This is a genomic window from Lactonifactor sp. BIOML-A5 (assembly GCF_009677585.1).
Taxonomy (GTDB): domain Bacteria; phylum Bacillota; class Clostridia; order Lachnospirales; family Lachnospiraceae; genus Lactonifactor.
This window is the reverse complement of record NZ_WKYV01000002.1, coordinates 74,165-95,612: the sequence shown is the minus strand read 5'-3', so window position 1 is coordinate 95,612 and position 21,448 is coordinate 74,165. Positions and strand designations below refer to the sequence as shown.

General features: G+C 46.4%; 23 protein-coding genes and 1 tRNA gene. 15 read left to right on the top strand and 9 right to left on the bottom strand.

The window, feature by feature from the left end; genetic code table 11:
- Genes GKG41_RS01940 through GKG41_RS01920 form a run of 5 tightly spaced genes read right to left on the bottom strand, consistent with a single transcriptional unit; the run spans position 1 to position 4,116 of the window.
- The gene (locus GKG41_RS01940) at positions 1 to 309 is read right to left on the bottom strand and encodes a V-type ATP synthase subunit F (RefSeq protein ID WP_154256711.1); all 309 of its coding nucleotides are present in this window, start codon (positions 307 to 309) and stop codon (positions 1 to 3) included.
- A gap of 7 nt (positions 310 to 316) precedes the next feature.
- A complete protein-coding gene (locus GKG41_RS01935) occupies positions 317 to 751 on the bottom strand; it encodes an ATP synthase subunit C (RefSeq protein ID WP_154256710.1) in 435 nt (144 codons plus the stop codon).
- 34 nt (positions 752 to 785) lie between these two features.
- The gene (locus tag GKG41_RS01930) at positions 786 to 2,732 is read right to left on the bottom strand and encodes a V-type ATPase 116kDa subunit family protein (protein WP_226903614.1); all 1,947 of its coding nucleotides are present in this window, start codon (positions 2,730 to 2,732) and stop codon (positions 786 to 788) included.
- A gap of 21 nt (positions 2,733 to 2,753) precedes the next feature.
- Positions 2,754 to 3,800 carry a V-type ATPase subunit gene (locus GKG41_RS01925; protein ID WP_154256709.1) on the bottom strand — a complete coding sequence of 349 codons (1,047 nt, stop codon included), beginning with the start codon at positions 3,798 to 3,800 and terminating at the stop codon, positions 2,754 to 2,756.
- A 4-nt stretch (positions 3,801 to 3,804) separates the two neighbouring features.
- Positions 3,805 to 4,116 (bottom strand): hypothetical protein, encoded by a 312-nt coding sequence (locus GKG41_RS01920; RefSeq protein WP_154256708.1) that lies wholly within the window; start codon positions 4,114 to 4,116, stop codon positions 3,805 to 3,807.
- A gap of 372 nt (positions 4,117 to 4,488) precedes the next feature.
- Here GKG41_RS01920 and trmB point away from each other — a divergent pair, with 372 nt between their 5' ends.
- The 4 genes from trmB (at position 4,489) to GKG41_RS01900 (ending at position 5,961) form a co-directional block, all read left to right on the top strand.
- Positions 4,489 to 5,142 (top strand): tRNA (guanosine(46)-N7)-methyltransferase TrmB, encoded by a 654-nt coding sequence (gene trmB, locus GKG41_RS01915; protein WP_154256707.1) that lies wholly within the window; start codon positions 4,489 to 4,491, stop codon positions 5,140 to 5,142.
- Positions 5,143 to 5,227: 85 nt separating this feature from the next.
- Entirely contained in the window at positions 5,228 to 5,371 is a 144-nt protein-coding gene (locus tag GKG41_RS01910) for a hypothetical protein (RefSeq protein WP_154256706.1), read from the top strand.
- 42 nt (positions 5,372 to 5,413) lie between these two features.
- Entirely contained in the window at positions 5,414 to 5,731 is a 318-nt protein-coding gene (gene trxA / locus GKG41_RS01905; protein WP_154256705.1) for a thioredoxin, read from the top strand.
- A gap of 157 nt (positions 5,732 to 5,888) precedes the next feature.
- A tRNA-Lys gene (locus GKG41_RS01900) sits at positions 5,889 to 5,961 on the top strand.
- A 188-nt stretch (positions 5,962 to 6,149) separates the two neighbouring features.
- Here the strand turns inward: GKG41_RS01900 and GKG41_RS01895 are convergent.
- The 3 genes from GKG41_RS01895 to GKG41_RS01885 are packed head-to-tail and all read right to left on the bottom strand — an operon-like array spanning position 6,150 to position 7,680.
- Positions 6,150 to 6,686 (bottom strand): hypothetical protein, encoded by a 537-nt coding sequence (locus GKG41_RS01895; protein ID WP_154256704.1) that lies wholly within the window; start codon positions 6,684 to 6,686, stop codon positions 6,150 to 6,152.
- The gene (locus GKG41_RS01890; RefSeq protein WP_154256702.1) at positions 6,679 to 7,143 is read right to left on the bottom strand and encodes a zf-HC2 domain-containing protein; all 465 of its coding nucleotides are present in this window, start codon (positions 7,141 to 7,143) and stop codon (positions 6,679 to 6,681) included. The genes GKG41_RS01895 and GKG41_RS01890 overlap by 8 nt, the downstream gene beginning before the upstream one ends.
- Entirely contained in the window at positions 7,144 to 7,680 is a 537-nt protein-coding gene (locus GKG41_RS01885; RefSeq protein WP_154256700.1) for an RNA polymerase sigma factor, read from the bottom strand.
- A gap of 163 nt (positions 7,681 to 7,843) precedes the next feature.
- Here GKG41_RS01885 and GKG41_RS01880 point away from each other — a divergent pair, with 163 nt between their 5' ends.
- Positions 7,844 to 8,644, top strand: a complete 801-nt coding sequence (locus GKG41_RS01880) for a sugar phosphate isomerase/epimerase family protein (protein ID WP_154256698.1) — start codon at positions 7,844 to 7,846, stop codon at positions 8,642 to 8,644.
- Positions 8,645 to 8,718: 74 nt separating this feature from the next.
- On the opposite strand, the gene GKG41_RS01875 is transcribed toward GKG41_RS01880, so the two are convergent.
- Positions 8,719 to 9,123, bottom strand: coding sequence for a bacteriohemerythrin (locus GKG41_RS01875; RefSeq protein ID WP_154256696.1), 405 nt, complete (start codon positions 9,121 to 9,123; stop codon positions 8,719 to 8,721).
- Positions 9,124 to 9,406: 283 nt separating this feature from the next.
- Here GKG41_RS01875 and GKG41_RS01870 point away from each other — a divergent pair, with 283 nt between their 5' ends.
- The 10 genes from GKG41_RS01870 to GKG41_RS01825 all read left to right on the top strand — a co-directional run bounded on the left by GKG41_RS01870 (position 9,407) and on the right by GKG41_RS01825 (position 21,415).
- Positions 9,407 to 9,856, top strand: coding sequence for a GatB/YqeY domain-containing protein (locus GKG41_RS01870; protein ID WP_154256694.1), 450 nt, complete (start codon positions 9,407 to 9,409; stop codon positions 9,854 to 9,856).
- A gap of 126 nt (positions 9,857 to 9,982) precedes the next feature.
- Positions 9,983 to 11,152 (top strand): cyclopropane-fatty-acyl-phospholipid synthase family protein, encoded by a 1,170-nt coding sequence (locus tag GKG41_RS01865; protein ID WP_154256692.1) that lies wholly within the window; start codon positions 9,983 to 9,985, stop codon positions 11,150 to 11,152.
- 83 nt (positions 11,153 to 11,235) lie between these two features.
- The gene (locus GKG41_RS01860; protein WP_226903616.1) at positions 11,236 to 11,913 is read left to right on the top strand and encodes a response regulator transcription factor; all 678 of its coding nucleotides are present in this window, start codon (positions 11,236 to 11,238) and stop codon (positions 11,911 to 11,913) included.
- Entirely contained in the window at positions 11,886 to 13,043 is a 1,158-nt protein-coding gene (locus tag GKG41_RS01855; RefSeq protein ID WP_154256690.1) for a HAMP domain-containing sensor histidine kinase, read from the top strand. The genes GKG41_RS01860 and GKG41_RS01855 overlap by 28 nt, the downstream gene beginning before the upstream one ends.
- A 124-nt stretch (positions 13,044 to 13,167) precedes the next feature.
- Entirely contained in the window at positions 13,168 to 13,842 is a 675-nt protein-coding gene (locus tag GKG41_RS01850) for an ABC transporter ATP-binding protein (protein ID WP_199884581.1), read from the top strand.
- On the top strand, positions 13,839 to 16,307 hold the full coding sequence (locus GKG41_RS01845; RefSeq protein WP_154256688.1) for an FtsX-like permease family protein: 2,469 nt from the start codon (positions 13,839 to 13,841) through the stop codon (positions 16,305 to 16,307). The genes GKG41_RS01850 and GKG41_RS01845 overlap by 4 nt, the downstream gene beginning before the upstream one ends.
- A 39-nt stretch (positions 16,308 to 16,346) precedes the next feature.
- The gene (locus GKG41_RS01840; RefSeq protein WP_154256686.1) at positions 16,347 to 17,033 is read left to right on the top strand and encodes a response regulator transcription factor; all 687 of its coding nucleotides are present in this window, start codon (positions 16,347 to 16,349) and stop codon (positions 17,031 to 17,033) included.
- The gene (locus GKG41_RS01835) at positions 17,030 to 17,980 is read left to right on the top strand and encodes a HAMP domain-containing sensor histidine kinase (RefSeq protein WP_154256683.1); all 951 of its coding nucleotides are present in this window, start codon (positions 17,030 to 17,032) and stop codon (positions 17,978 to 17,980) included. Before GKG41_RS01840 ends, GKG41_RS01835 begins: the two co-directional genes overlap by 4 nt.
- 65 nt (positions 17,981 to 18,045) lie before the next feature.
- Positions 18,046 to 18,771, top strand: coding sequence for an ABC transporter ATP-binding protein (locus tag GKG41_RS01830; RefSeq protein ID WP_154256681.1), 726 nt, complete (start codon positions 18,046 to 18,048; stop codon positions 18,769 to 18,771).
- Complete coding sequence (locus GKG41_RS01825; protein ID WP_154256679.1) at positions 18,761 to 21,415, top strand: ABC transporter permease; 2,655 nt, start codon at positions 18,761 to 18,763, stop codon at positions 21,413 to 21,415. The genes GKG41_RS01830 and GKG41_RS01825 overlap by 11 nt, the downstream gene beginning before the upstream one ends.
- Positions 21,416 to 21,448: the final 33 nt, after the last annotated feature.

Genomic DNA, 21,448 nt, shown 5'->3' with positions numbered 1-21,448 from the left:
TTATAACTTCAGGCCTATTGCCTCATTGACATATGATGTGATAAAGTCCGGAGCACGGCCTGTACCGTGACGGTCCGGTATTTCAATGATAAGTGGAAGCTTGTGATTGAGCTTTACATCATCGATAATTTCAGGAAATTCCCTTCCGAATCTTTCTGTCAGAAGAATGATCCCGATTTCTTTATCGGCGAGGGTCGTCTCCAGAGCCTTCCGCAGTTCTTCTTTTTCGTGAACTACGGTGCCTTCCACTCCAGCTAGTCGCATACCGGTGTAAGTATCTACATTATCACTGATAAGATACATCTTCATAATTGAATTACAGCCTTCCTAAGATCATGAAAGATATAATCAGACCGTAGAGGCAGACACCTTCTGCCAGTCCTACGAAGATAAGTGATTTACCAAGTACACTCTGATCTTCGCTGATTGCACCGAGAGCAGCACTTGCAGCACTAGCAACTGCAATACCGCCGCCGATACAGGATAATCCGGTAACTAAAGCAGCAGCCATATAACCAAGACCTGTGGAGAGGCCTGCACCGGAGTCACCGGCAGCAGCAAGTGCCGGGCTGGTTCCTGTGAACATGGTCACTACGGCAATTAGCAGGGTTCCGAAGAAGAAAAATACATTGATGCCGAGAGAGGTTTTATAACGCCCTCTGTTCTTTTCACCGATCAGGTATGCTCCGAATGGAACGATGATGCTGAGTACTAATGCTGTTACTAATAAGATTTGAATTACTGTTGTCATAATGTGACCTCCTATTTTTAAAGTTAATATTTATTTATTTCGCAGCTTTTGTTTTTTTGCTGCGATATAAAAACGGGATGAATTCCTTGCCTGTGCCCTTATAGAAACGGCTGAATAATTCATAATATTCAAGACGAAGTACCTGAATACCAACAATCAGACCTTCCATACCGCAGACAATGATATTGCCTATTACTACAACAATCCAGTTAGGACTGCCGGCTTCGGCACCTGCCAGCATGAGGACAACTTCCATCATAGCGGCGTGGCTTACTGCAAATGCTCCGATACGCACAAAGGAAAGGGTATTGGAGAAGTAGCTGAGAAGAACCTCAAAAAGCTCGAAGAAGGACTGAGCGATAAACATACCCTTTTCCTCCGGAAAAATCTTACTTTTCTTTTCTACCAGCTTGGTTAAAGGCTCTTTCATTGCAATGACCAACAAAGGGACAACAAACATTATTACCAGGACAATGGCCCCCGGCAGCTTATTCCCTGTCAGGAATAACCCTATGGTAAGTATAATGGCGGCGTAAAACACAAGACCTGCCACCGCGTTGGTGTCAAACCAGATGTTCTCTGTATCTTTGGCCTTAATACCGTTTATAATATGGAAGATCATGGTCACCACTACCAGAAACATACCAAAGGCTATAGCTACCACGAAAACGGTATTCAGATTCCCGATAAGAGGAAGCTGGGTCATGCTTTTCACCGGGCGTAGCCAGACTGCAGGGATTAGATCTTCAAAACCAAAGACGCTTCCGAACATAAATCCGAAAAAGGTTGAGAAGATTCCGGCAGTGCCTATAATGGCAGCCAGGTTCAATTTTTTGAATTTGTAAAGCAGAAAGCCTCCGGCTACAAGGCAGAGGCCCTGGCCGGCATCCCCGAACATGGCGCCGAAGATAAAGGCATAGGTAACAGCTACAAATATAGTCGGATCAATTTCATTGTATGCCGGCAGTCCGTACATCCTTACAAACATCTCGAAAGGACGGAACGGCTTTGGATTCTTAAGCTTTGTAGGGGGCTGGCAGTGGATATTGTTCTGATCGTCTTCAATAATACAGAAGAGATTCATATCATTCTCAATTTCCTTCTGGAACGCCTCCGCATCATTTTCAGCCATCCACCCGCACAGGATATAAAAGGTATCCAGATCCGCGGCAGTGCAGGCGGCTACCTTGCGGACGTCAAAGTTAGTAGAGAGAGCAGCCAGGCGATCCTGTGCGGAAATCAGGCGGATTGCTTCTTTTTGAAGAACCTGGGTAATTTCCATCTTGCAGGACTGGATCTCTTTTTTTATCTCCTGATATTTCTCATCCAGTGCATTGTAAGCCTGAGAGGGAGTACCCTGATATTGATCAGGGATAAATACCTTTTCAAAGTGCATGGAAGAGAATACCGCATCTACTTTGGCAATGGTGGTCCGGGGAGCAAAGTACACGCCCCATACGTACTCATCATCTGAATGACAGGGATAAAATACTGCATCCAGGTTTTCATATACATAATTTTCAAAATTTGAATAGAACTCTTTTCCGATTTTTCCAAACCGGGACTGTACAAAGTTAAAATGAATCACCGAAGAGATATCATAGGGCAGTTCCTGGAAGGGTTCAATTCTCTCCATAGAGGCCTCCAGAGCACTCCGTTTTTCTTCCAGTCCAGCTCTTTTGCTGTTCAGGCCGGTTAGTTTTTCTTCCATATCCTGTACCAGCTTAATGGCATCTTCAACGCTGATGTCTTCAATTGGAATATCGTCTGTATTACCTAAAAGCTCTGTGAATCCAGTCGCCTTATTCAGCACTTCCCTGTAGGGATTTATCTGTATATAAGGAGTGAGATGCTGTACCTGGGTTAGCTGAGCCAGGGCATTCTCAAGATGGATTTCATATTTGGCCAGGTATTTATTTACCACCCGGTCAATGTCTTCCTTAGGGCCGGTAATACTTAAAAACTTCATTTTTACAATCACGTGCATTACCTCCAGGGTTTTTTAGTTTTTCATTATGTGTTCCATGGTTTCCTGAGGGGGAACACCATACCTCACACATTCCACAGCAGTAGTTAGCCGGTCTACCTCATGTTCTTTGTGATACAGGTATGAATAGATGATAGCCACAGAATGGGGATTCCTGCGGGCTTCCACTTCCAAAATGGAGCGGAGCACATAATTGTACTCATTTTCCAGATTCTCAGGTGTCATACCATCTAAGGTCCTTCCGTAGTATGTGTGCGCCAGCAGCTTGCCGAATTCGTCCATATCATTTGCCTCTACCAGGGCTGTAATCTCTTCCTTATGAAGTTTGAACCGCACCGGGATCAGCAGCGCATAGATTTCCGCATGTGACATTTGATAATATTTTTTGGACCTGTAGATCCACGAGAGATTCAGCATGTCGAATTTGCGGCCGTACGCCTGTGTCATTTCCTTTAAATCCACGTTCTTGAACAGCTTATCCTTCACCTTCCAGATCTGTGCAAAATAGTACTGATCCAGCGCCATTCCGTAGTCGAACAGCAGCGGCTGTTCTTTTGGGGAGTTGAGTATACGGCTTAAGGGGGCGTAATACTCCGTTTCCTTTAAGTTATTAATGAATTCTTCGATGGTGCCGGAAGCAGTGAGCTTGGAAATGTTCAGCTGTGAATGGCGGTCAAAGAATTCTTTAAAGATTGACAGGTCTAACGTTGCCTCCCTGTGATCAAAAATTTTACGAAGACAATCTTTCATAATGGAGATCTCATAGCGTTTAAAGTAAAGCGCCAGAAAGGTTCTCTGCTTTGGATTAGAAAAATGATAAATCCTCGTAAAGTTCTGGTAGATGGTATGGGTCAGCAGGTGTTCAATTTCTCCCCGGTGAAGGGTGTTCTCGTCAAGATCAGCCCACAGTTTTTCAAATCCCGGCTGCTTCTTAAGGTAGGCTACTACCTGGGGAACGCTGGTCATCTGTGAGATCTCCTGGAACTGGGGGATGTCTATCAGACGGTGCTGCATAGCCCGAATCTTAGTGGATAATCCACTGTAGGATAATAAGCTTCCCATAATATCACATCCTTAATAGTTTATTGAATAATTCTTTGGAGATATCCTCATGGTTTTCCTCGAAAAATTCATCCAGCTTTTTTACCAGGTTGTCTGTACGCATCTTTAACCCTGCAAGTTCGGATTCCTTTTTCTCTTCCAGCTTCTTTCTGATGTTTTCTAATTCTTTCTGTGTCTGGGAATCGATCTGTGCATCATAGGCCTTTTGCTTTTCTTCCATCTCCGCCGCAAGGGCCTTCTTCTGGATGTTAACGTCTTCCATGATCTTCGATGCAGTAGATTCTATCTCGGATAATTTGTTAATCACGTTTTCCATCTTTCTCCTCCTGCTTACATTTCTGCTAGACAATATAGTTACAATTGGCTGCCAGTTTTCTTCTTTTCTATATCATACACCTTTTTTTAAAAAAGGGAAGAGTCTTTATATAAAATTAATGTATTTTGGTTATAATTATCATAAGTATTAACGTAAGACATAAATTATGAGGGGCCTGTAGGACAATCCCTGCAATTTAGCAGTTTTATTGCGGAAAATGCTTAAATTTGGCCTAAAATATACATTTCAGCTTCCCTAAACAGAGGATATATTGTACTATAAGGTTGTGCAAAAAACATAGAAAGGGCAAAACGATATATTTTAATTCTCTCTCAGGGAGCGTTAAGATTTCGTAAATATTTTTAGGAAGCTATGAGATTAAGAAATATTCCAGCTGCAAAAGATGAGATATCCAACAGCCCGTATGTGGTACATGGTGAAAAGGAGTACAAAGGCCGATGGATGAAAGTGTTCGGCAACAGCAATCCTATCGCCCTTGAGGTAGGAATGGGGAAAGGCCGTTTTATCATGGATATGGCAGAGCTTTATCCCGACTGGAACTTTGTGGGGATAGAGATGTATGACAGCGTACTGCTTCGGGCCATTCAGAAAATGGATGATAAGACCGCAAAGGGCTGTGTTCCGGGAAACCTCAGGTTCCTGCGCATGGACGCAAGGGAACTTCCGGAGGTATTTGCAAAGGATGAGGTTGCTAAAATTTACCTTAATTTTTCCGATCCCTGGCCGAAAGAACGCCACTCCAAACGAAGACTGACATCCCGCCAGTTTCTGGACCGGTATGTTAAGATATTATGCCCCGATGGGCTTGTAGAATTCAAGACAGATAACGGACCTCTGTTTGAATTTTCTTTGGAAGAGATTCAGGCGGCGGGATGGAAACTGATGACATGTACGTATGATCTTCATCATGACGTGAAACTGGCTGAGGGCAATATTATGACGGAGTATGAAGAAAAGTTTTCGGGAATGGGAAATCCTATTCACAAGCTGATCGCCAGACCCTGAATGTGATTTTAGAATAAAATTTACATTTAAGGGAATGCTTTCATATTATAGTGTAAGAAGGCAGGAGCAGGAGAAGGAAAGCTCTATGGCAAAAAGAAAGAAAGGCTTAGAAAATTCACTGACCCAGTGGGCCTATCAGAATAAGAAGGCTGGAAGTAAGATGACGGACATTATGAAATCTCTGGAAGAGGTCCAGAAACTGCTGGGTGAAAAGAAAAAAGAAAAGTAAATTGGATGAATATACATCCCAGACAAAGAAAGGAGAGCAGCTATGGTTAAAGTGTTAAATGAAGAGAACTTTGAGGCAGAGGTGATGGGAGAAGGCAAGGCTGCGCTGGTTGATTTCTATGCAGACTGGTGCGGACCCTGCAAGATGATGGCTCCCGTAGTAGAAGAGCTTTCTGAGGAATACAAAGAAAAGGCTGTATTCGGAAAGGTGAATGTGGATGAGAATCCCTCACTGGCCCAGAAGTACGGTGTAATGTCCATTCCTACTTTTGTGGTTCTCAAGGACGGCCAGGTGGCCGGAAAGGCTATGGGCGCTATTGACAAAAAGGAATTGGAAGAAAAACTTGACGCAGTGCTGTAAAGCATTGCGTCTCTCTTTTTCGGGGGGAATTTCGTTTAAATTTCATGTTTGTAAAAAAAATATGAAAAAAGTAAAAAATATGCTTGCATTTTTCGGGAGTTTCTATTATAATAAATTTTGCGCTGGTGAAGCAGCGTAAAAGAAATAAATCAAATAAGCGCGATTAGCTCAGCTGGCAGAGCACCTGACTCTTAATCAGGGTGTCCAGGGTTCGAACCCCTGATCGCGCACTTAAGGCACTGTTTTTGCAGACGTAGAGCTGCGGGGACGGTGTTTTTTATGTTTGCTGATATGATATCGGCGGGATAGGGTATCAGCTTCTGTACCTCAGCGGATGGGGAAAAAAGAAATAGCATTCCAATCTGGGATTGATCTGACCTCAGATTGGAATGCTATTTCTTTTTTATGATGAATCCCTCTAAAAGATATCATCATCCTCCATATCCAGCTCTTTTTTCTTACCCATAACCAGGTAAACCCCAAGGGCTACCAGGCCGACAGCAATAATTGTCTTGGGCAGATAGTTGCTGATGCCGTTGAGGATATCGATGATGAAAGCAGGCATAAAGCTGTAGAAGATGGAGCGCATAATGTTCCACAGCATGGAAGCCCCCATAAGTATAAGTACAAGGGAGACAAATCCCTGATATTTTCTGAGGAAGCCTTCCTTATCTCTCAGAATCTCATCCAGATGGAACAGATAAGTATCCTCCAGGGAGTAAAATTCTTCTTCGGAGAGGGATGCCAGGTTATGGACATTGAAGAAGCTGTAAAACCACAGCACGGGGATGGCAAGCATTAATATGCCTATATTCAGTGTTGAGGACAGTGCAATAATCCCCCAGAAGACACCCATAATACTGATCCCCTGCCTGCGGAAGCCCATATATAATTCCCCTGCTCCGGGGATAAGAGAGAAGATAAAGAGCCAAAAGCCACGTTTTTGTTTAGTCATTGTAGTTACCTCCATTCATAATCTTATTTGTAATATCCTGCAGCCAGTCGGTCATCTGACTGCCTTTTTCCTGAATTCGTCCGGGCATCTGTGAGGTGATGCCTGGGGACTCTTCCCGGGAAACGGAAGGAATCAGATCGAATCGGCTCACTGCCAGGAGAATCAGCAGTGCACCTATGACGCCGGCGGCTGTTTTCAGACTGTAGTATAACAGCTGAAGCTGCTTCGTAGTTTCTTTCATCTGGACGGCAGCTTGTATATCCGGGCGGTGTGCCCGGTCCTTGATCTGTTCTTTCAGATAGGCGGGAGCCTGAACCATCGGGGTACTTTTCTCCAGTGCGGCCAGAGTTTCCCGGCAATATTCACAGGTATCCAGATGTTCCAATACCTGCATCAGTTCATCGGCGTTCAGTGTACCGTTTAGAAAATTCTGCAGGGTCTTTTCCTTGATATGCATCTAACCGCTCCTTTCCACGAGTTTTTTCAGCATCCCTTTGGCACGGTAGAGCTGAGTTTGAATAGTCTTGAGGTTCTTTCCGGTTTTGTCAGCAATTTCCTTAGGTGAAAGCTCGTGGCAGAAATGCTCTGTGGCAATTTCCCGATACGGACTTTTCAGCTGACCGCACAGCTTCTGTACCTTATGGCTGGATTCTGCAAGAAGATACTGTGCTTCCGGAGAACCCTCCGGGTCTGCTATACCGGTGAAATAAGAGTCTTCAGCCGGAATCATGCGTCTGGCAGCCTGTTTCCGGTAATCCAGACATTTGTGCACCGCTATTTTACTGAGCCAGGCCCTTTCATGAGTACCGTCAAAGGATGAAAGGCTTTTGTAGGCGGCTAGAAACACATCCTGAGTCAAATCTTCGGCATCAAATGGATTTCCTGCGGATTGAAGACATATGGAGTAAATGAGATTCTGGTAATTGTCTATCAGATGTTCGAAATATTCTTCCCGGTTGATGTGATCCGCCTCCTCTGCAGGTATTGTAAGCATGTGTTTTAACTCACCTATATACTATAACGAGTTAATGGTGAAAAAGTCTTCAGTTTTTAAATATTTTATTTAATTTTTCTTTCTCTCTATGATTGCAGGGAGAAAATCTATGATACAATAGATCAGTCAGAAAGTAAAGGAACGGACGATGGAGGATTAGGGTATGAGATACGGATGTTGTCTTAGCATGGTGGCAGAGGGTCCCGATAAAACGGGCAGGGAGTTTATCCATGAGGCCGCCAGAATCGGTTACGACTATATAGAACTGCCGCTTTCAGGTCTGGGCAGTTTGTCGGAGGATGAATTTTATGAAGTAAGGAAACAGATGAAAGACGCAGGAATCACATGTGAAGCCTGTAATAACTTTTTTCCTGCCGGCATGTCTCTCGTGGGCCCCCGCAGGAGAGAAGAGGAGATCCTGGAGTATACGGAACTTGTTCTGGGAAGGGCTGAGAGATTAGGTGCAGAGTATGTGGGGTTAGGGAGCGGCGTGTCCAGGAACGTTCCAGAAGGCGTAGCGTTGGATGAGGGGTACCGGCAGCTGACAGGGCTGCTGAGACAGTTGGGCAGGATTGCAAAGAGAAAAGGGATTACCATTCTAATTGAGCCTCTGAGAAGAGAGGAGAGTAACCTAATTCATACCCTTACGGAAGCAAGGCAGCTGGCAGAGGACACAGGCAGCGGGAATGTAAAGATTCTGGTGGACTATTATCATTTTTGCGCGGAGAAAGAATCCGCAGCTCATATTACCGCGCAAAGCACAGATATGCTCCGCCATGTACATTTTGCCCGGCCGGATAACAGATATTATCCCACAGGGGAGGCACACTGCAGTTATGAAGAATTCTTTCATGCACTGAAGTCCATCGGATATGACAGCAGAATAAGCTTTGAGGCATATGCCAATAATTTTAGCAGGGACGCAGAGGAGGCGCTCGGTTTAATCAAGGCGAGTGTGGGTTGAGACAGAAGCTATCTGGGAGACAGAAAGGGACCTGTATCCGGAGAAAATCATCCGGATACAGGTCCCTTTCCATTTTATAAACTTTTCACATAGTCAGCTACTTTTTTATCATATCCCTGGATATGATTCACCAGCCAGTCTGAAACATTCCTTTTTACAGCGGCTACAAACGCATCTGTAGGTCCTTCTTCCTCCTGAAGCATATCCTTCAGATCTTCCACAGCCTTGGCGAACTCCTCATGCTGCTTTTTATGAGAGTCATAATCCGGATAGTTAGTCTCCTTCTGAAGCTTTTCCTCTGCATCAAAATGGAATACCGTATAGTCCATCAGGAAATCAAGTGTCTGGATGGCAACATTTTTCTCTTTATTTGTCTCACAGCTGGCAACCAGCTTATTCACACGGTCAATCAGCTCTTTATGCTGCGTATCTATCATATTGTTTCCAGTTACCAGACTCTCGTCGAATATAATGCTCATTTCAATTCCTCCTTTAAATTTGGATGCTAAATTATTTTTCATCACTGATGTCCTTATTATATACTGTTTTAGTCCTGTTTTCCACAGGAAGTTGAAAAATTTTATCAGAAATAATGGTGGGCAGGGGGAAAGTTTGTGAAAATTTATGTTTGACAAAATTTAAACAGATTGCTACCATATAGAATAAGGGACAGGGCAAGTTGAATTTGGGACAGGCCGCCCTGATTTTGGGACGTGTTCTTTCTAGAAAGAACACGTCCCCCTTTTAAAAAGGAGGTACCATATGAGTAAAATTGATGAGGTAAGAAAAGAAATGGTTACGGCTATGAAGTCGGGAGACAAGGGCAGGAAGGATGCGCTGTCTATGCTGCTGTCTGCGCTGAAGAATAAAGCCATTGATAAAAGGGAGGATCTGACGGAAGCGGAGGAGAATGAAGTTGTCTTAAAGGAAATTAAGCAGACAAAGGAGACTCTGGAGATGACCCCGGAAGACAGGGGGGATATTATTGAGGAATGCAGGCTGAGGATCGCTGTCTATGAGGAGTTTGCGCCTAAGATGATGGGGGAAGAGGAGATTAAGGCTGTGATTGGGGAAGTTCTGTCCGGTCTTGGGATTGAGGCTCCTACAGCAAAGGATAAAGGCAGGATTATGAAGGAGCTGATGCCGAAGGTGAAGGGAAAAGCTGACGGTAAGGCTGTCAATCAGGTATTGGCAGGGATGATGAAGAATTAGGAGATACAAATGGCGGGTCTGATTCCAGGGGGATCGGACTCGCCTGCTTTGATCTGTTGAAAAGGGGGTCTGAAAATAATTTATTGGGGAAAACTATAGCTATATTTGTTCTGATGGAAAGGAAGTATGACGATGAAGACAGACAGCTTTTTAACTGAATACCTGGGAAATATTATTCCCTGCACATTTGTGCTGAAGACAGATGAAGAGACGACTACTGTCGGCAAAGGTACACCGGAATTCACAGTAACTTTGAATAAACCTCTCAGTAAGAAGGAGTTATTAACCAGCACGTCTCTGGCGTTGGGAGAGGCTTACATGCATAAGGATCTGGAAGTGGAGGGCGATCTTTATGAGGTCCTGGATAAGTTTATGGGACAGATGGGTAAATTCACAACTAATAAGTCCGTACTGCACAAGCTACTCTTTACCTCCAGCAGTAAGAAAAACCAGGCAAAGGAAGTTACCAGCCATTATGACATAGGCAATGATTTTTATAAGCTGTGGCTGGACGAAACGATGAGCTATTCCTGCGGGTATTTTAAGGAGGCATCGAATACTCTGTATGAGGCGCAAGTGAATAAGGTACACCATATTCTGGATAAGCTGCAGCTGCAGGAAGGACAGACGCTGCTGGATATCGGCTGCGGCTGGGGATTTCTTTTAATGGAGGCAGTGAAAAAGTATAAGGTAAAGGGGGTGGGCATCACCCTGAGTACAGAACAGGCGAAGGAGTTTGAGGCTCGTGCAAAGCAGGCGGGAATGGAAGATTCCCTGGAAGTGAAGGTTATGGACTACAGGGAACTGGAGAAAAGCGGCATGGCCTTTGACCGGGCAGTAAGCGTGGGAATGATAGAGCATGTGGGCAGAGACAATTACCAGACCTTTATGAAGAATGTGGACGCAGTCCTGAAACCCCAGGGACTCTTTCTTCTGCACTGCATTACTGCACAGAAAGAGCACCCCGGAGACCCCTGGATCCGCAAATATATCTTCCCGGGCGGAACGGTGCCCAGCCTTCGCGAGCTTGTAAACCTCCTTCCGGACTATAATTTTTATACCCTGGATATCGAGAGTCTGAGACGCCATTATAACAGGACCCTTCTCTGCTGGAGAGATAATTTTACAGCCCGCAGAGATGAGATTATGGATATGATGGGGGAGGAGTTCACCAGAATGTGGGAACTTTATCTGGATTCCTGCGCAGCAACCTTCCACAATGGAATCATAGACCTCCATCAGATCCTTGTCTCAAAAGGGGTGAATAACGATCTCCCTATGCGCCGGGTAGTATAGGAAAACTATGCCCGGAAGGGATCGTTGACAATTCCGCTTCCGGTATTCTATAATCAGACTATCAATAGGAAGGGAGAGTTCAGGTGAAGAAAACAATACTGCTTCTGGAGGACGATAAGAATCTGAACCGTGGGATTACTATGCGGCTGGAAAAGGAAGGGTATCACGTTCTTTCCGCGTTCGGCGTATCCCAGGCGGAAGAGCTGATGGAACAGAACATGGTCCAGCTGATTATCAGCGACATTACACTGGAAGACGGGAATGGCATTGATTTTTGCTGCAGGCTCAGAAAAACCAGCGGTGTGCACCTTATCTTTCTGACCGCTCTGGACCAGGAGATGGATATTGTGAACGGCTATGATGCGGGGGCGGACGATTATATGACCAAGCCCTTCAGCCTTATGGTGCTTGTCTCCAAGGTGCATGCGCTCATGAAGCGGGTGGAGGTGACGGAGACAGCTTACCTGAACAGCGGGGATATCCGCGTATCTCTTCAGAAAATGAAGGCGTGGAGGGGACAGAAGCAGATTCCCCTAAGCAAAAAGGAAATGCAGCTTCTGATTTTCTTCCTGGAGAATCCCAAACAGATTCTGTCCAGAGAACAGATCGCGGAGGCTGTGTGGGATGTTGACGGGCAGTTTGTGGATGACAACACAGTGCCGGTTAATATCAGCCGCCTCAAGGGAAAATTAGAAGACGATGGCATACAGAATGTAAGGGGAATGGGATATATATGGACAAAAGAAGTCATAAAAGAGTAGTTCTGTTTATAGGGCTGCTCTTTCTTATACTGCTGGGAGGGGCACTGGCTGCCGTTGGATGGATGGATACGGTACATACAGAGGAACTGGAGAAGCTGGGACAGTGTATTCTGCTGAAACCAGACACAGAAGGAGAATATACTGCCGCTTTTCTGGGGAAAAATAGTGTGGATCGGGAGCGTGCTTTACGTGCGGGCCGTGAGGCACGGGACAAATATGGATATACAGAAAGGTTCCGTACGCTGTCCCCGTCTCTTGCCGCCTTTTTGCCGGTGCTGATCTGTATTATGCTGTTTTTTACCCTTTTGACGGGGTTTCTTATCTTTTACCAGCAAAAGAGAAGGCATCTGGCTGATATAAGAATCTTTGATCTGGAGGATAAGCTGGCTGAAATTGGGGAAGAAAATCAGATACTGCGGGAGAGAATGGCAAAGGAAGAGGCAAAAACTAAGACACTGGTAACTGATATTTCCCATCAGCTGAAAACCCCGCTGGCATCCCTGAAGATGTGCTATGAAATCGCAGACAGCGGAAGCTTTACAGAAGAAGAGCAGCAGACGTTTTTAAGGCAGGGAATTCATGAGGTGAACAAGCTGGAGAATCTGACCAAAGCCCTTCTCCAGATTTCCCGTCTGGAGACTAACATGATCCGGGTGGAGGGGAAAATGGAGAGCCTGAAAAAAACCATCCGGGGTGCGGTGAACAGTGTCTATATGAAGGCGTTTGAAAAGAATATCACAATCTCTGTGAACGAATTTGAAGACGAGAAGATCTTTCAGGACCCCAAATGGACCCAGGAAGCACTGGTAAATGTACTGGACAATGCGGTAAAGTACTCCCGGCCGGGAACAGAAGTGGAGCTTCGTGTGTCCTCTATGATCAGCTGCAGTCTGATTGAAATAGAAGATCAGGGCATAGGGATTCCAAAAGAAGAGATGCATCAGGTGTTTCAGCGGTTTTACCGGGGTGACAATGCAGAGGTGCAGGACACAGAGGGGTCCGGGGTGGGCCTGTACCTGACAAGAAAGATCCTGGAGGAACAGGGGGGAAGCATCCGCATCAGGAAAGGAAAAAGGGGAAGCATCTTCCAGATTTCTCTTTCCAAAACCCCGTACAGAGCACAGAAGTAACTTTCCGGCGCGCGGGTCCGGCTTGGCGGACTCTTATCTTACAATTCTGTTATTTTTCCCGATATGCTGTTGTAAGAATCACAGAGTAATATGAAGAGAGAATAACAGAAAAGGAGAATTGTTTATGAGTGCTATGTTATTGGAAACAGTTGATTTGTGTAAATATTACGGCAGCGGGGATAACCTGGTGAAGGCCATTGACCATACTAGTATGGATATACAGAGAGGGGAATTCACAGCCATAGTAGGACGCTCCGGATCCGGCAAAAGTACGCTTCTGCATATGCTGGGCGCTCTGGACCGTCCGGACAGCGGGAAGGTACTCATTGAGGGGAAGAATGTATTTCATCTGAAAGATGAGCAGCTGGCAGTCTTCCGTAGGAGGAAGATCGGGTTTATATTTCAGAACTATAACCTGATCCCCTCACTGAACGTGTGGGAGAACATTGTACTGCCCATGGGGCTGGACAAGAAAAAGGCAGACAAAAGCTTTGTCCTGGATCTGGCAGAGCGCATCGGGATCGCGGATAAGCTCAAATCCCTTCCCAACACACTGTCCGGCGGCCAGCAGCAGAGAGTCGCCATCGCCCGGGCGCTGGCAGCCAAGCCTGCCATTATACTGGCGGATGAACCTACCGGGAATCTGGATTCTAAGACAGAGATGGAAGTGATTTCCCTTTTAAAGGCCTGTGTAAATGAATATGGTCAGACATTGGTTATGATTACCCATGACGAGACCATAGCCCAGATGGCAGACAGGATTCTTGTAATTGAGGACGGTAAGGTGGTGAGCCAATGAGTACAGTAAACAGAACCGCACTGTCCAACCTGAAGCAGAACAAGGGTAAAAATATGCTGACAGGGATCGCAATTTTCCTGACGACCATTTTAATCTTTGTAATTCCCACGGTTGGACTTGGAACAGTAGATACCCAGATGGCTGCCATCAATAAATATTATCCTACGTTTCACGCTATGTTCCGGGATGTGGATCTTAAGACCATAGAGGAATTGTCCTACCGGGGAGAGATAGAGACCATGGGACTCCGGCAGGATCCGGCCCAGATTCCGGTTCCGGACGGAACAGGTATGATGGTATATATGGATGATACGGCCCTGAAGCTGGGCAAGATGGAACTGGAGGCGGGGGAGTTTCCGAAAAGAGGAAATGAGATTGCTGTGTCACAGGGACTTCTGGAGGCTTTAGGCATTACTGCGGGTATTGGAGATACGATTACACTGCCCTATCAGCCTATCGAGCAGGGCGGACTTGGCTATGAGGAAAAGGGGGAATTCCAGATTACCGGACTGCTTCCCACCTCAGAGGAACAAAAAGAGGCAAAGATGTATTCCACTCTGGTTTCCAAAGAGTTTATGGAACAGGAGCAGCCCGGGGACTCCAGGAAATACAGAGTAATGTTCCGGATCCAGGGAGCAGATTCTATGACCAGGGATCAGATTGAAAACGCATACGGGAAAGTCGCGGCAGAGCTGGGGATTCCGGAGGGGGACATAGCGGACAACAGCAGCTACCTGATGGCTAATTATGTGGATCCGGCATTTTACTCAGGAATCGTGGGCATCCTTCTTGTAGTGGTTCTGGCCGGAATCATGACCATATACAGTATTTACTATATTTCTATGATTTATAAAGTACAGGAATACGGCAAGATAAAGGCTCTGGGGGCCACAAAGAGACAGATACGCCAGATTGTGTTCCGGGAAGGAATGCTGGTAGCCTGTATTGCTGTCCCGGTGGGACTTTTGGCGGGAAGCATCGCGTCTAAACTGGGATTTAAGTATCTTCTGAATGCGTTCGGGGAGGGAGATGCTCTGGGGAACATTACAAGACAGCTGATAGAGAGCAACGAGGTTGCCATACTAAAGCCCTGGATTTATCTGGCTGCGGCAGGGATCGCCCTTGCCACTGTAGCCCTTTCCCTCATACGCCCTATGCATATTGCTGCCAAAATCTCCCCCGTAGAGGCTATGCGCTATGACGGGAGCATCAAAACCAGGAAGAAGAAGAGAAAAGGACATGAAGAGATGAATCTGATTCATCTCACAGGGGCCAATCTTTCCCGTAATAAGAAGCGGTCTGCTATTACGATCATCACCTTAAGTCTGACAGGAATCCTGTTTATGGTCATAGCCACTGTCCTGTCCTGTGCGGATCCAAAGGAGATAGCCCAGGCCAGCATGTTCGATGAGTTTGTGCTGTCCGTGGACAGCAGCAGCGGAGATAAAATGCATCCGGAGAAGGAGTGGTCGGTGATCAGCCAGAACAATCCTCTCAACGAAGAATTAGAGAATCATATTATGAGCATTCCGGGGGTAGAGCAGATAACAAGGTCCAGCTCCACCGACGCAGAGCTGAAAGATCTCATGGATGGTGAAGAGTACTGGCAAACCGGAATCGTGGGTATCCCGGAGACATACGCCCGGGAGATGGAAAAAAGTATTATAGAAGGCTCCTGCACCTATGAGGATTTGCTGCAGGGCGATAAAATCGTGATGGATCAGAGCATGTGGCACTGGGCGCCGGAATTCAGAACAGGGGATACGGTTCACATGATCCTGGAGGCGGGAGACAAGACGGTTGAAAAGGAATTTACCATCGCGGCGGTAGCGGATATGCCCAACGGGCTCAATCATTACAACTCCTTTGTGCTGCCCAAAGCCGTGTTAGACGATATCTGCGGACTTTCTATGGATTATTACTGGTCTATTGCTGCCGGGGATAAGGAAGTTAAAGCGGTGGAAGAGCAGCTCCGTGCTGTCACCGAGGAGGATCAAAACCTAAAGATGAGAACCTTTGAGGAGGAGCTGGCGGAGAGAACAAAAAATGCCGGCTTTACATCACAGCTCTGCTATGTCTTTATGGCAGTTCTGGGGGGAGTTGGGATTATGAATCTCATCAACACCATGATCAACAGCATTTATGTGAGAAGAAGAGAACTTGGGATTATGCAGGCCATAGGCCTCTCGGAACGTCAGCTGGTACGGATGCTCCAGATGGAAGGGGCTTTTTACACCGCAGGTACGCTTATCCTCTCTCTGGGTCTGGGAAATCTGCTGGGATATCTGACCTTCCTCTATGCGAAGAAAGACGGACTGCTGGGAATTATCAGTTACCATTATCCGGCAGTTCAGACCATAGTGCTTATTGCTGTGGTACTTGTGATACAGCTGTTGCTTACTTATCTTATCATGAAAAACTTCAGGAGACAAAGTATGATTGAAAGAATCCGTTTTTCGGAATAAAATACAGGTAGAAGTAGCTAACGTTAGGAGGTACATGATATGTATGGGATTCTGGTGATTGAGGACGACGCAGGGCTGAACCGGGGGATATGTTTTACCCTGGAAAGGGAGGGTTATCAGGTCTGGGGGGCAGATACTGTGAAACAGGCCTGTGAGCTGTACCGGGAAAAGCAGCCGGATCTCATAGTACTGGATCTGAACCTTCCGGACGGAGACGGCCTCAAGCTGTGCTGCCGCATCAGAAAAGAGTCGCAGATTCCCATTATTATGCTCACAGCCCGGGATATGGAAACCGATGAGATTATCGGTCTGGAGTCCGGGGCAGATGATTACATTAAGAAGCCGTTTTCCCTTGCGGTATTGAAGGTCCGGATACAGACCGCCCTCAGAAAGCATCAGGGCGGGGAGAGGGAGAAGACGCTGTACTGCGGGGATCTTACGCTGGACCCGCAGAGAGTGAAGGTGTTTAAGGGGACAGGAGAGATCGGTCTGACTACACAGGAATTCCGCCTGCTGAAATATTTTATGGAAAACAGAGAACGAGTGCTTTTAAAAGAACAAATCATGGATATCCTATGGGATCAGAAAGGAAACTTTGTGGAAGAGAATACCCTGCCGGTAACTATCTCGCGGCTCAGAAAAAAAATCGAGGATGATCCGGTAAATCCCTTCTATATTAAAACGGTTCATGGAATGGGGTACCTGTTCCACGGTGAAAAAGAATGAACGGGGGTGTATGGATCGGGATCTCACTACTCCTTCTTCTGGCAGGGGGTATTCTCCTGGCAGGGTACAGAAGAAAACTGGAGAGGTCCTATACAAAAACAGAAAAAGTTCTGCAGGACATCCTGAACCGGAAAAACGTAGATTACAGTGAGACATTGGGGGACACCAGAGAGGATAAGCTGGTGTCCCTCAGCGTGAAACTGTCCGGGCAGCTTCTGCATGCCAGCCGGGAGGCAGAGGAGGAAAAAGAGGCAGTAAAAGGTATGATCGGAGATATCTCCCACCAGCTGAAGACACCTCTTTCCAATATTAAAATGTGCACAGAGCTGCTGGAGGATCCCTCCTTAACGGAGGGGGAACGCCTGGAGTTTCTCCACCGTATCCGGGAGCAGACGGAAAAGATACAGTGGCTTTTGGCCCAGCTGGTGAAGATTTCCCGTCTTGAGACTGGGGCGGTCTCCTTCACTCCCGCCTGGGAAGGGCTGAAACAGACGGTTGCAGACAGCGTTGCCTCTGTATTTGCGGCGGCAGGAGAAAAACAGATTGAAATTCAGGTTCAGGAATTTCCAGAGATACAGGTCTGGCATAACCGGAAATGGACGGTGGAAGCCCTGGGAAATATACTGGAGAATGCTGTAAAGTATTCTCCCAGAGGTTCGGCCATTGTGATAAGGGTAAATGTACTGGAGCTCTATGTGGATATAGAGATTCAGGATGAAGGCCCGGGAATCTCCCAGGATGAATATAATCTTATTTTTCAGAGATTTTACAGAGGTAAAAATGGAGAGAAAGTCCCTGGCTCTGGCCTGGGCCTGTATCTGACCCAGCTGATTCTCTCCAAAGAAAAAGGGTATGCAGCCGTACAGTCCCAGCCAGGCACAGGAAGCTGCTTTCACGTGATGCTTCCCGTGGATTTCTTACAGGATCGTCATAAAATTACTTTTTAATGTCATAAGGATGTAAGGTCCTTCTCTTATACTAAAGGCAGATAGAATAAGAGGAGGACTTTTTTATGCCAATTTTAACAGCCAGACAGCTGAAAAAATACTATCAACAGGGAAATAATACGGTAAAAGCTCTGGACGGGGTGGATCTTACGGTGGAGGAAGGAGAATTTGTGGCCGTTGTAGGGACCTCCGGGAGCGGTAAGTCTACACTGCTAAATATGCTGGGGGGACTGGACTACCCTACCAGCGGAGGGGTGAGTATCCGCGGGGTGGAATTCTCCCGCCTGAATGATAATCAGCTCACAATTTTCAGGCGGCGTAATATCGGATTTGTATTTCAGGATTATAACCTGGTTCCTATCTTAAACGTTTATGATAACATAACTCTGCCTGTAGAGCTGGATGGAGGGGAGGCAGACAGGGCATTTATTGAGGATATTATCGAGAGTCTTGGGCTGACAGATAAAATGTATGCACTGCCGGGGCAGCTGTCCGGAGGGCAGCAGCAGAGAGTCGCCATAGCGAGAGCTCTGGCGTCAAAACCGGCGATTCTTTTAGCCGATGAACCCACGGGGAATCTGGATTCCAGGACGACCACTGAAGTGATGGGACTTCTGAAACTGAGTGGGGAGCGATACCGCCAGACCATTATTATGATTACCCACAACGAGGCGATTGCACAGCTATGCGGACGGGTACTCCATATAGAAGACGGAAAGCTGGCGGGGGATACCAGAAACAGAGGGCCTGTCCGCAGAAGAGAGGAAGGTGGCGGAGAAGGTGAAGAATAATAACCAGAAGGCGGTAAAAAAGCTCTCCATGGCAAGCCTCAGAAACAGCAGGATGAGAAACCTGTTCGCCGTGACAGCCATTGTACTGACAACCGTTCTCTTTACCACTGTATTTACCTTGGCCATGGGTCTGATATCTTCCATGGAAAAGGAGATCATGCGTCAGGTAGGAACCAGCGCCCATGCGGGTTATAAAGACCTTACCCGGGCAGAATATGACAAAATCCGGACAAATTCCAGAATAAAGGAGATAAGCTATAATATCCTGGTGGGGATGGCGTCTAATGAGACGCTGGCTAAACGCCAGACAGAGATTCGTTATGGGGAGCCGGAAGATCTGGAGTGGGGATTCCGCAAGCCGGAGAAGGGGACGTATCCCAGGAATAAAAAGGAGATTCTGGCAGATACCATTGTGCTGGATTTAATGGGCGTACCCAGAGAACTGGGGCAAAAGATTACCCTGGAATTTGATTATCTGGGGCATAAGCACAGAGACACCTTTACGGTGTCGGGAATCTACCAGGGAGATCCCATGCTGGGAGCAAGTCAGCTATATCTGTCAAAGGAATATGTGGAGGAAGTGATAGCCTCCGTTGACGAATCTGAGAGAAAAGAAATGCTGCGGTCCGGGAAAAGTCTGGGAGAAGGGCTGATCCAGGCAGAGGTTTTTTTTAAAAGCAGCAGAAATATAGAAGAAAATGCCCGTAAGGTACTCATGGAATGCGGGTTTGCAGACAATGAAATTGACATTGGGGTAAACTGGGCTTATCTGTCTGCCAAGGCAGAGAGCATGGACGTACAGACCGTGCTGGGTGTAGTTTTTATACTGGTATTGATTGGAATTACCGGATATCTGGTAATCTATAATATTTTTCAGATATCCATTGTTATGGATATCCGATTTTACGGGCTGTTAAAGACTCTGGGGGCTACCAGAAAGCAGATTCGTTTCCTGGTGCGCAGGCAAGCCCTTATACTCTCTGCCGCAGGGATCCCGGCAGGCCTGATTCTGGGGTGGCTGCTGGGGATTAAGCTTACTCCTGTGATGCTTGGTATGGTTTCCGGAGTCTATGGAGATGGTTTTACAGCAAACCCTGTAATATTTATGGGAGCAGCCATATTCTCATTGATTACCGTGCTGATCAGCTGCCGCAGACCGGGAAAAGCGGCAGCCTGTGTATCGCCTGTGGAGGCTGTTAAATATGTAGAATGTGACAAGGGAAAAAAGAAAAAACAAAAAGCAGCCTCTCACAGGGGAAAAATCAGCCGGATGGCCCTGGCCAATGTGTTCCGGTATAAGAAAAAAGCGGTTGTAGTTATCACATCACTGTCCCTTGGAATTATCCTGCTCCTGACAATATATTCCGCAGTCAGAGGCTTCAGCATAGACAAATATATGGATGAAATGATATACGGGGATCTCAATATAGGAACCACAGACTATTTCCATAACTATGGGACAGGAGATATTGAGCTGCCGGAGGAATTTTTTGACACTGTAAATGATATGGACGGGGTTGAGGAGAGCGGAAGCGCATATGTATCATTTTTTCCGTTTCCCATGGACGAGACAGGTAAAGAACGTCTCCGCCAGGGGATGGAAAGGGGGTTTTTAAAGGACTCCATTGCTGATTTCAGGAAAACCTATGAAGATGTGCTGACTCAGGACAGGATTATGACGGAACGGCGGTTTGCCTTTGACCCGTATATTCTGAAGCAGCTTCATGTGACAGAGGGAGAACTGGATATTGAGAAATTCAATGAGGGGGGATATGTTCTCGCAGTTGCCCAGATGGATATTAATAATAAGAACGAGAGCTGGTATCATCCCGGGGATAAGGTAAAGCTTTGCAGGTATGACACCCGGGAACAGTATGACAAGAGACAGGAAGAAATCTATGATGCCTATGGAAATCCGGTGGACACTTCCGGAATCGTATCTGCCAGGGGGGTCAGAGAACTTCCGTGGGATGAATATGAAGTCATGGCTGTTGTAGAGCTGGGGGAGGGTGTCGCAGGTCTGGCCGCGGGATCCCCTGAAATCTCTATGATCGTACCTAAAGAAGAGTTGGAACGGACTGCTGCCGTCAATGGGTTCCAGAGATATCTGGCATGCTTCCGAATAGGGGAAGAACACCTGGACACAGCGGAAGCTGCCGTTGAGAAATATACTACTCAGATAAATCCTCAGACAGACTACAGATCCCGAAAAGAGCTCAGGAAAGAGTTTATGCAGATGATGGAGGTGCTGAAGCTCATCGGCGGCGCCCTGTGCGTTGTAGTGGGTGCAGTAGGCATACTGAATTATGTAAACTCAACACTGACAGGGATTATTACCAGGAGGAAAGAACTGGCTATGATGAAAAGTATCGGTATGACAGACCGGCAGCAGCAGAAGATGCTCATTTTCGAAGGGTTGTATTACGTCATCTTTATCGGTCTTATCAGCTCGGCGGTGGGAAGCCTGGTAAGTCTTCTTATTCTCAGACCCCTTAGCAGAACCCTGCGCTGGTTTGTATATGACTTTACCCTGCTGCCGGTGGCGCTGGTGCTGCCCTTCATGGCAATTCTGGCTGTGGCCATTCCTGTACTTATGTACCGGAGGGTGAACAGGATAAGCATTGTAGAAAGACTGAGAGAGTGATAAGGATCAGAAATTAAAATTTGCAAACCTGCT

Coding starts and splice junctions, on each gene's coding strand:
- GKG41_RS01885 (WP_154256700.1), bottom strand. CDS start 7,680: ATGCTTACAATACCTGCAGAGGAGGCGGATCACATCAACCGGGAAGAA.
- GKG41_RS01850 (WP_199884581.1), top strand. CDS start 13,168: ATGAGTGCTATGTTATTGGAAACAGTTGATTTGTGTAAATATTACGGC.
- GKG41_RS01830 (WP_154256681.1), top strand. CDS start 18,046: ATGCCAATTTTAACAGCCAGACAGCTGAAAAAATACTATCAACAGGGA.
- GKG41_RS01920 (WP_154256708.1), bottom strand. CDS start 4,116: ATGGAAAACGTGATTAACAAATTATCCGAGATAGAATCTACTGCATCG.
- trmB (WP_154256707.1), top strand. CDS start 4,489: ATGAGATTAAGAAATATTCCAGCTGCAAAAGATGAGATATCCAACAGC.
- GKG41_RS01890 (WP_154256702.1), bottom strand. CDS start 7,143: ATGCATATCAAGGAAAAGACCCTGCAGAATTTTCTAAACGGTACACTG.
- GKG41_RS01870 (WP_154256694.1), top strand. CDS start 9,407: ATGAGTAAAATTGATGAGGTAAGAAAAGAAATGGTTACGGCTATGAAG.
- GKG41_RS01935 (WP_154256710.1), bottom strand. CDS start 751: ATGACAACAGTAATTCAAATCTTATTAGTAACAGCATTAGTACTCAGC.
- GKG41_RS01865 (WP_154256692.1), top strand. CDS start 9,983: ATGACGATGAAGACAGACAGCTTTTTAACTGAATACCTGGGAAATATT.
- GKG41_RS01840 (WP_154256686.1), top strand. CDS start 16,347: ATGTATGGGATTCTGGTGATTGAGGACGACGCAGGGCTGAACCGGGGG.
- GKG41_RS01910 (WP_154256706.1), top strand. CDS start 5,228: ATGGCAAAAAGAAAGAAAGGCTTAGAAAATTCACTGACCCAGTGGGCC.
- GKG41_RS01940 (WP_154256711.1), bottom strand. CDS start 309: ATGAAGATGTATCTTATCAGTGATAATGTAGATACTTACACCGGTATG.
- GKG41_RS01925 (WP_154256709.1), bottom strand. CDS start 3,800: ATGGGAAGCTTATTATCCTACAGTGGATTATCCACTAAGATTCGGGCT.
- GKG41_RS01880 (WP_154256698.1), top strand. CDS start 7,844: ATGAGATACGGATGTTGTCTTAGCATGGTGGCAGAGGGTCCCGATAAA.
- GKG41_RS01845 (WP_154256688.1), top strand. CDS start 13,839: ATGAGTACAGTAAACAGAACCGCACTGTCCAACCTGAAGCAGAACAAG.
- GKG41_RS01855 (WP_154256690.1), top strand. CDS start 11,886: ATGGACAAAAGAAGTCATAAAAGAGTAGTTCTGTTTATAGGGCTGCTC.
- trxA (WP_154256705.1), top strand. CDS start 5,414: ATGGTTAAAGTGTTAAATGAAGAGAACTTTGAGGCAGAGGTGATGGGA.
- GKG41_RS01835 (WP_154256683.1), top strand. CDS start 17,030: ATGAACGGGGGTGTATGGATCGGGATCTCACTACTCCTTCTTCTGGCA.
- GKG41_RS01895 (WP_154256704.1), bottom strand. CDS start 6,686: ATGACTAAACAAAAACGTGGCTTTTGGCTCTTTATCTTCTCTCTTATC.
- GKG41_RS01875 (WP_154256696.1), bottom strand. CDS start 9,123: ATGAGCATTATATTCGACGAGAGTCTGGTAACTGGAAACAATATGATA.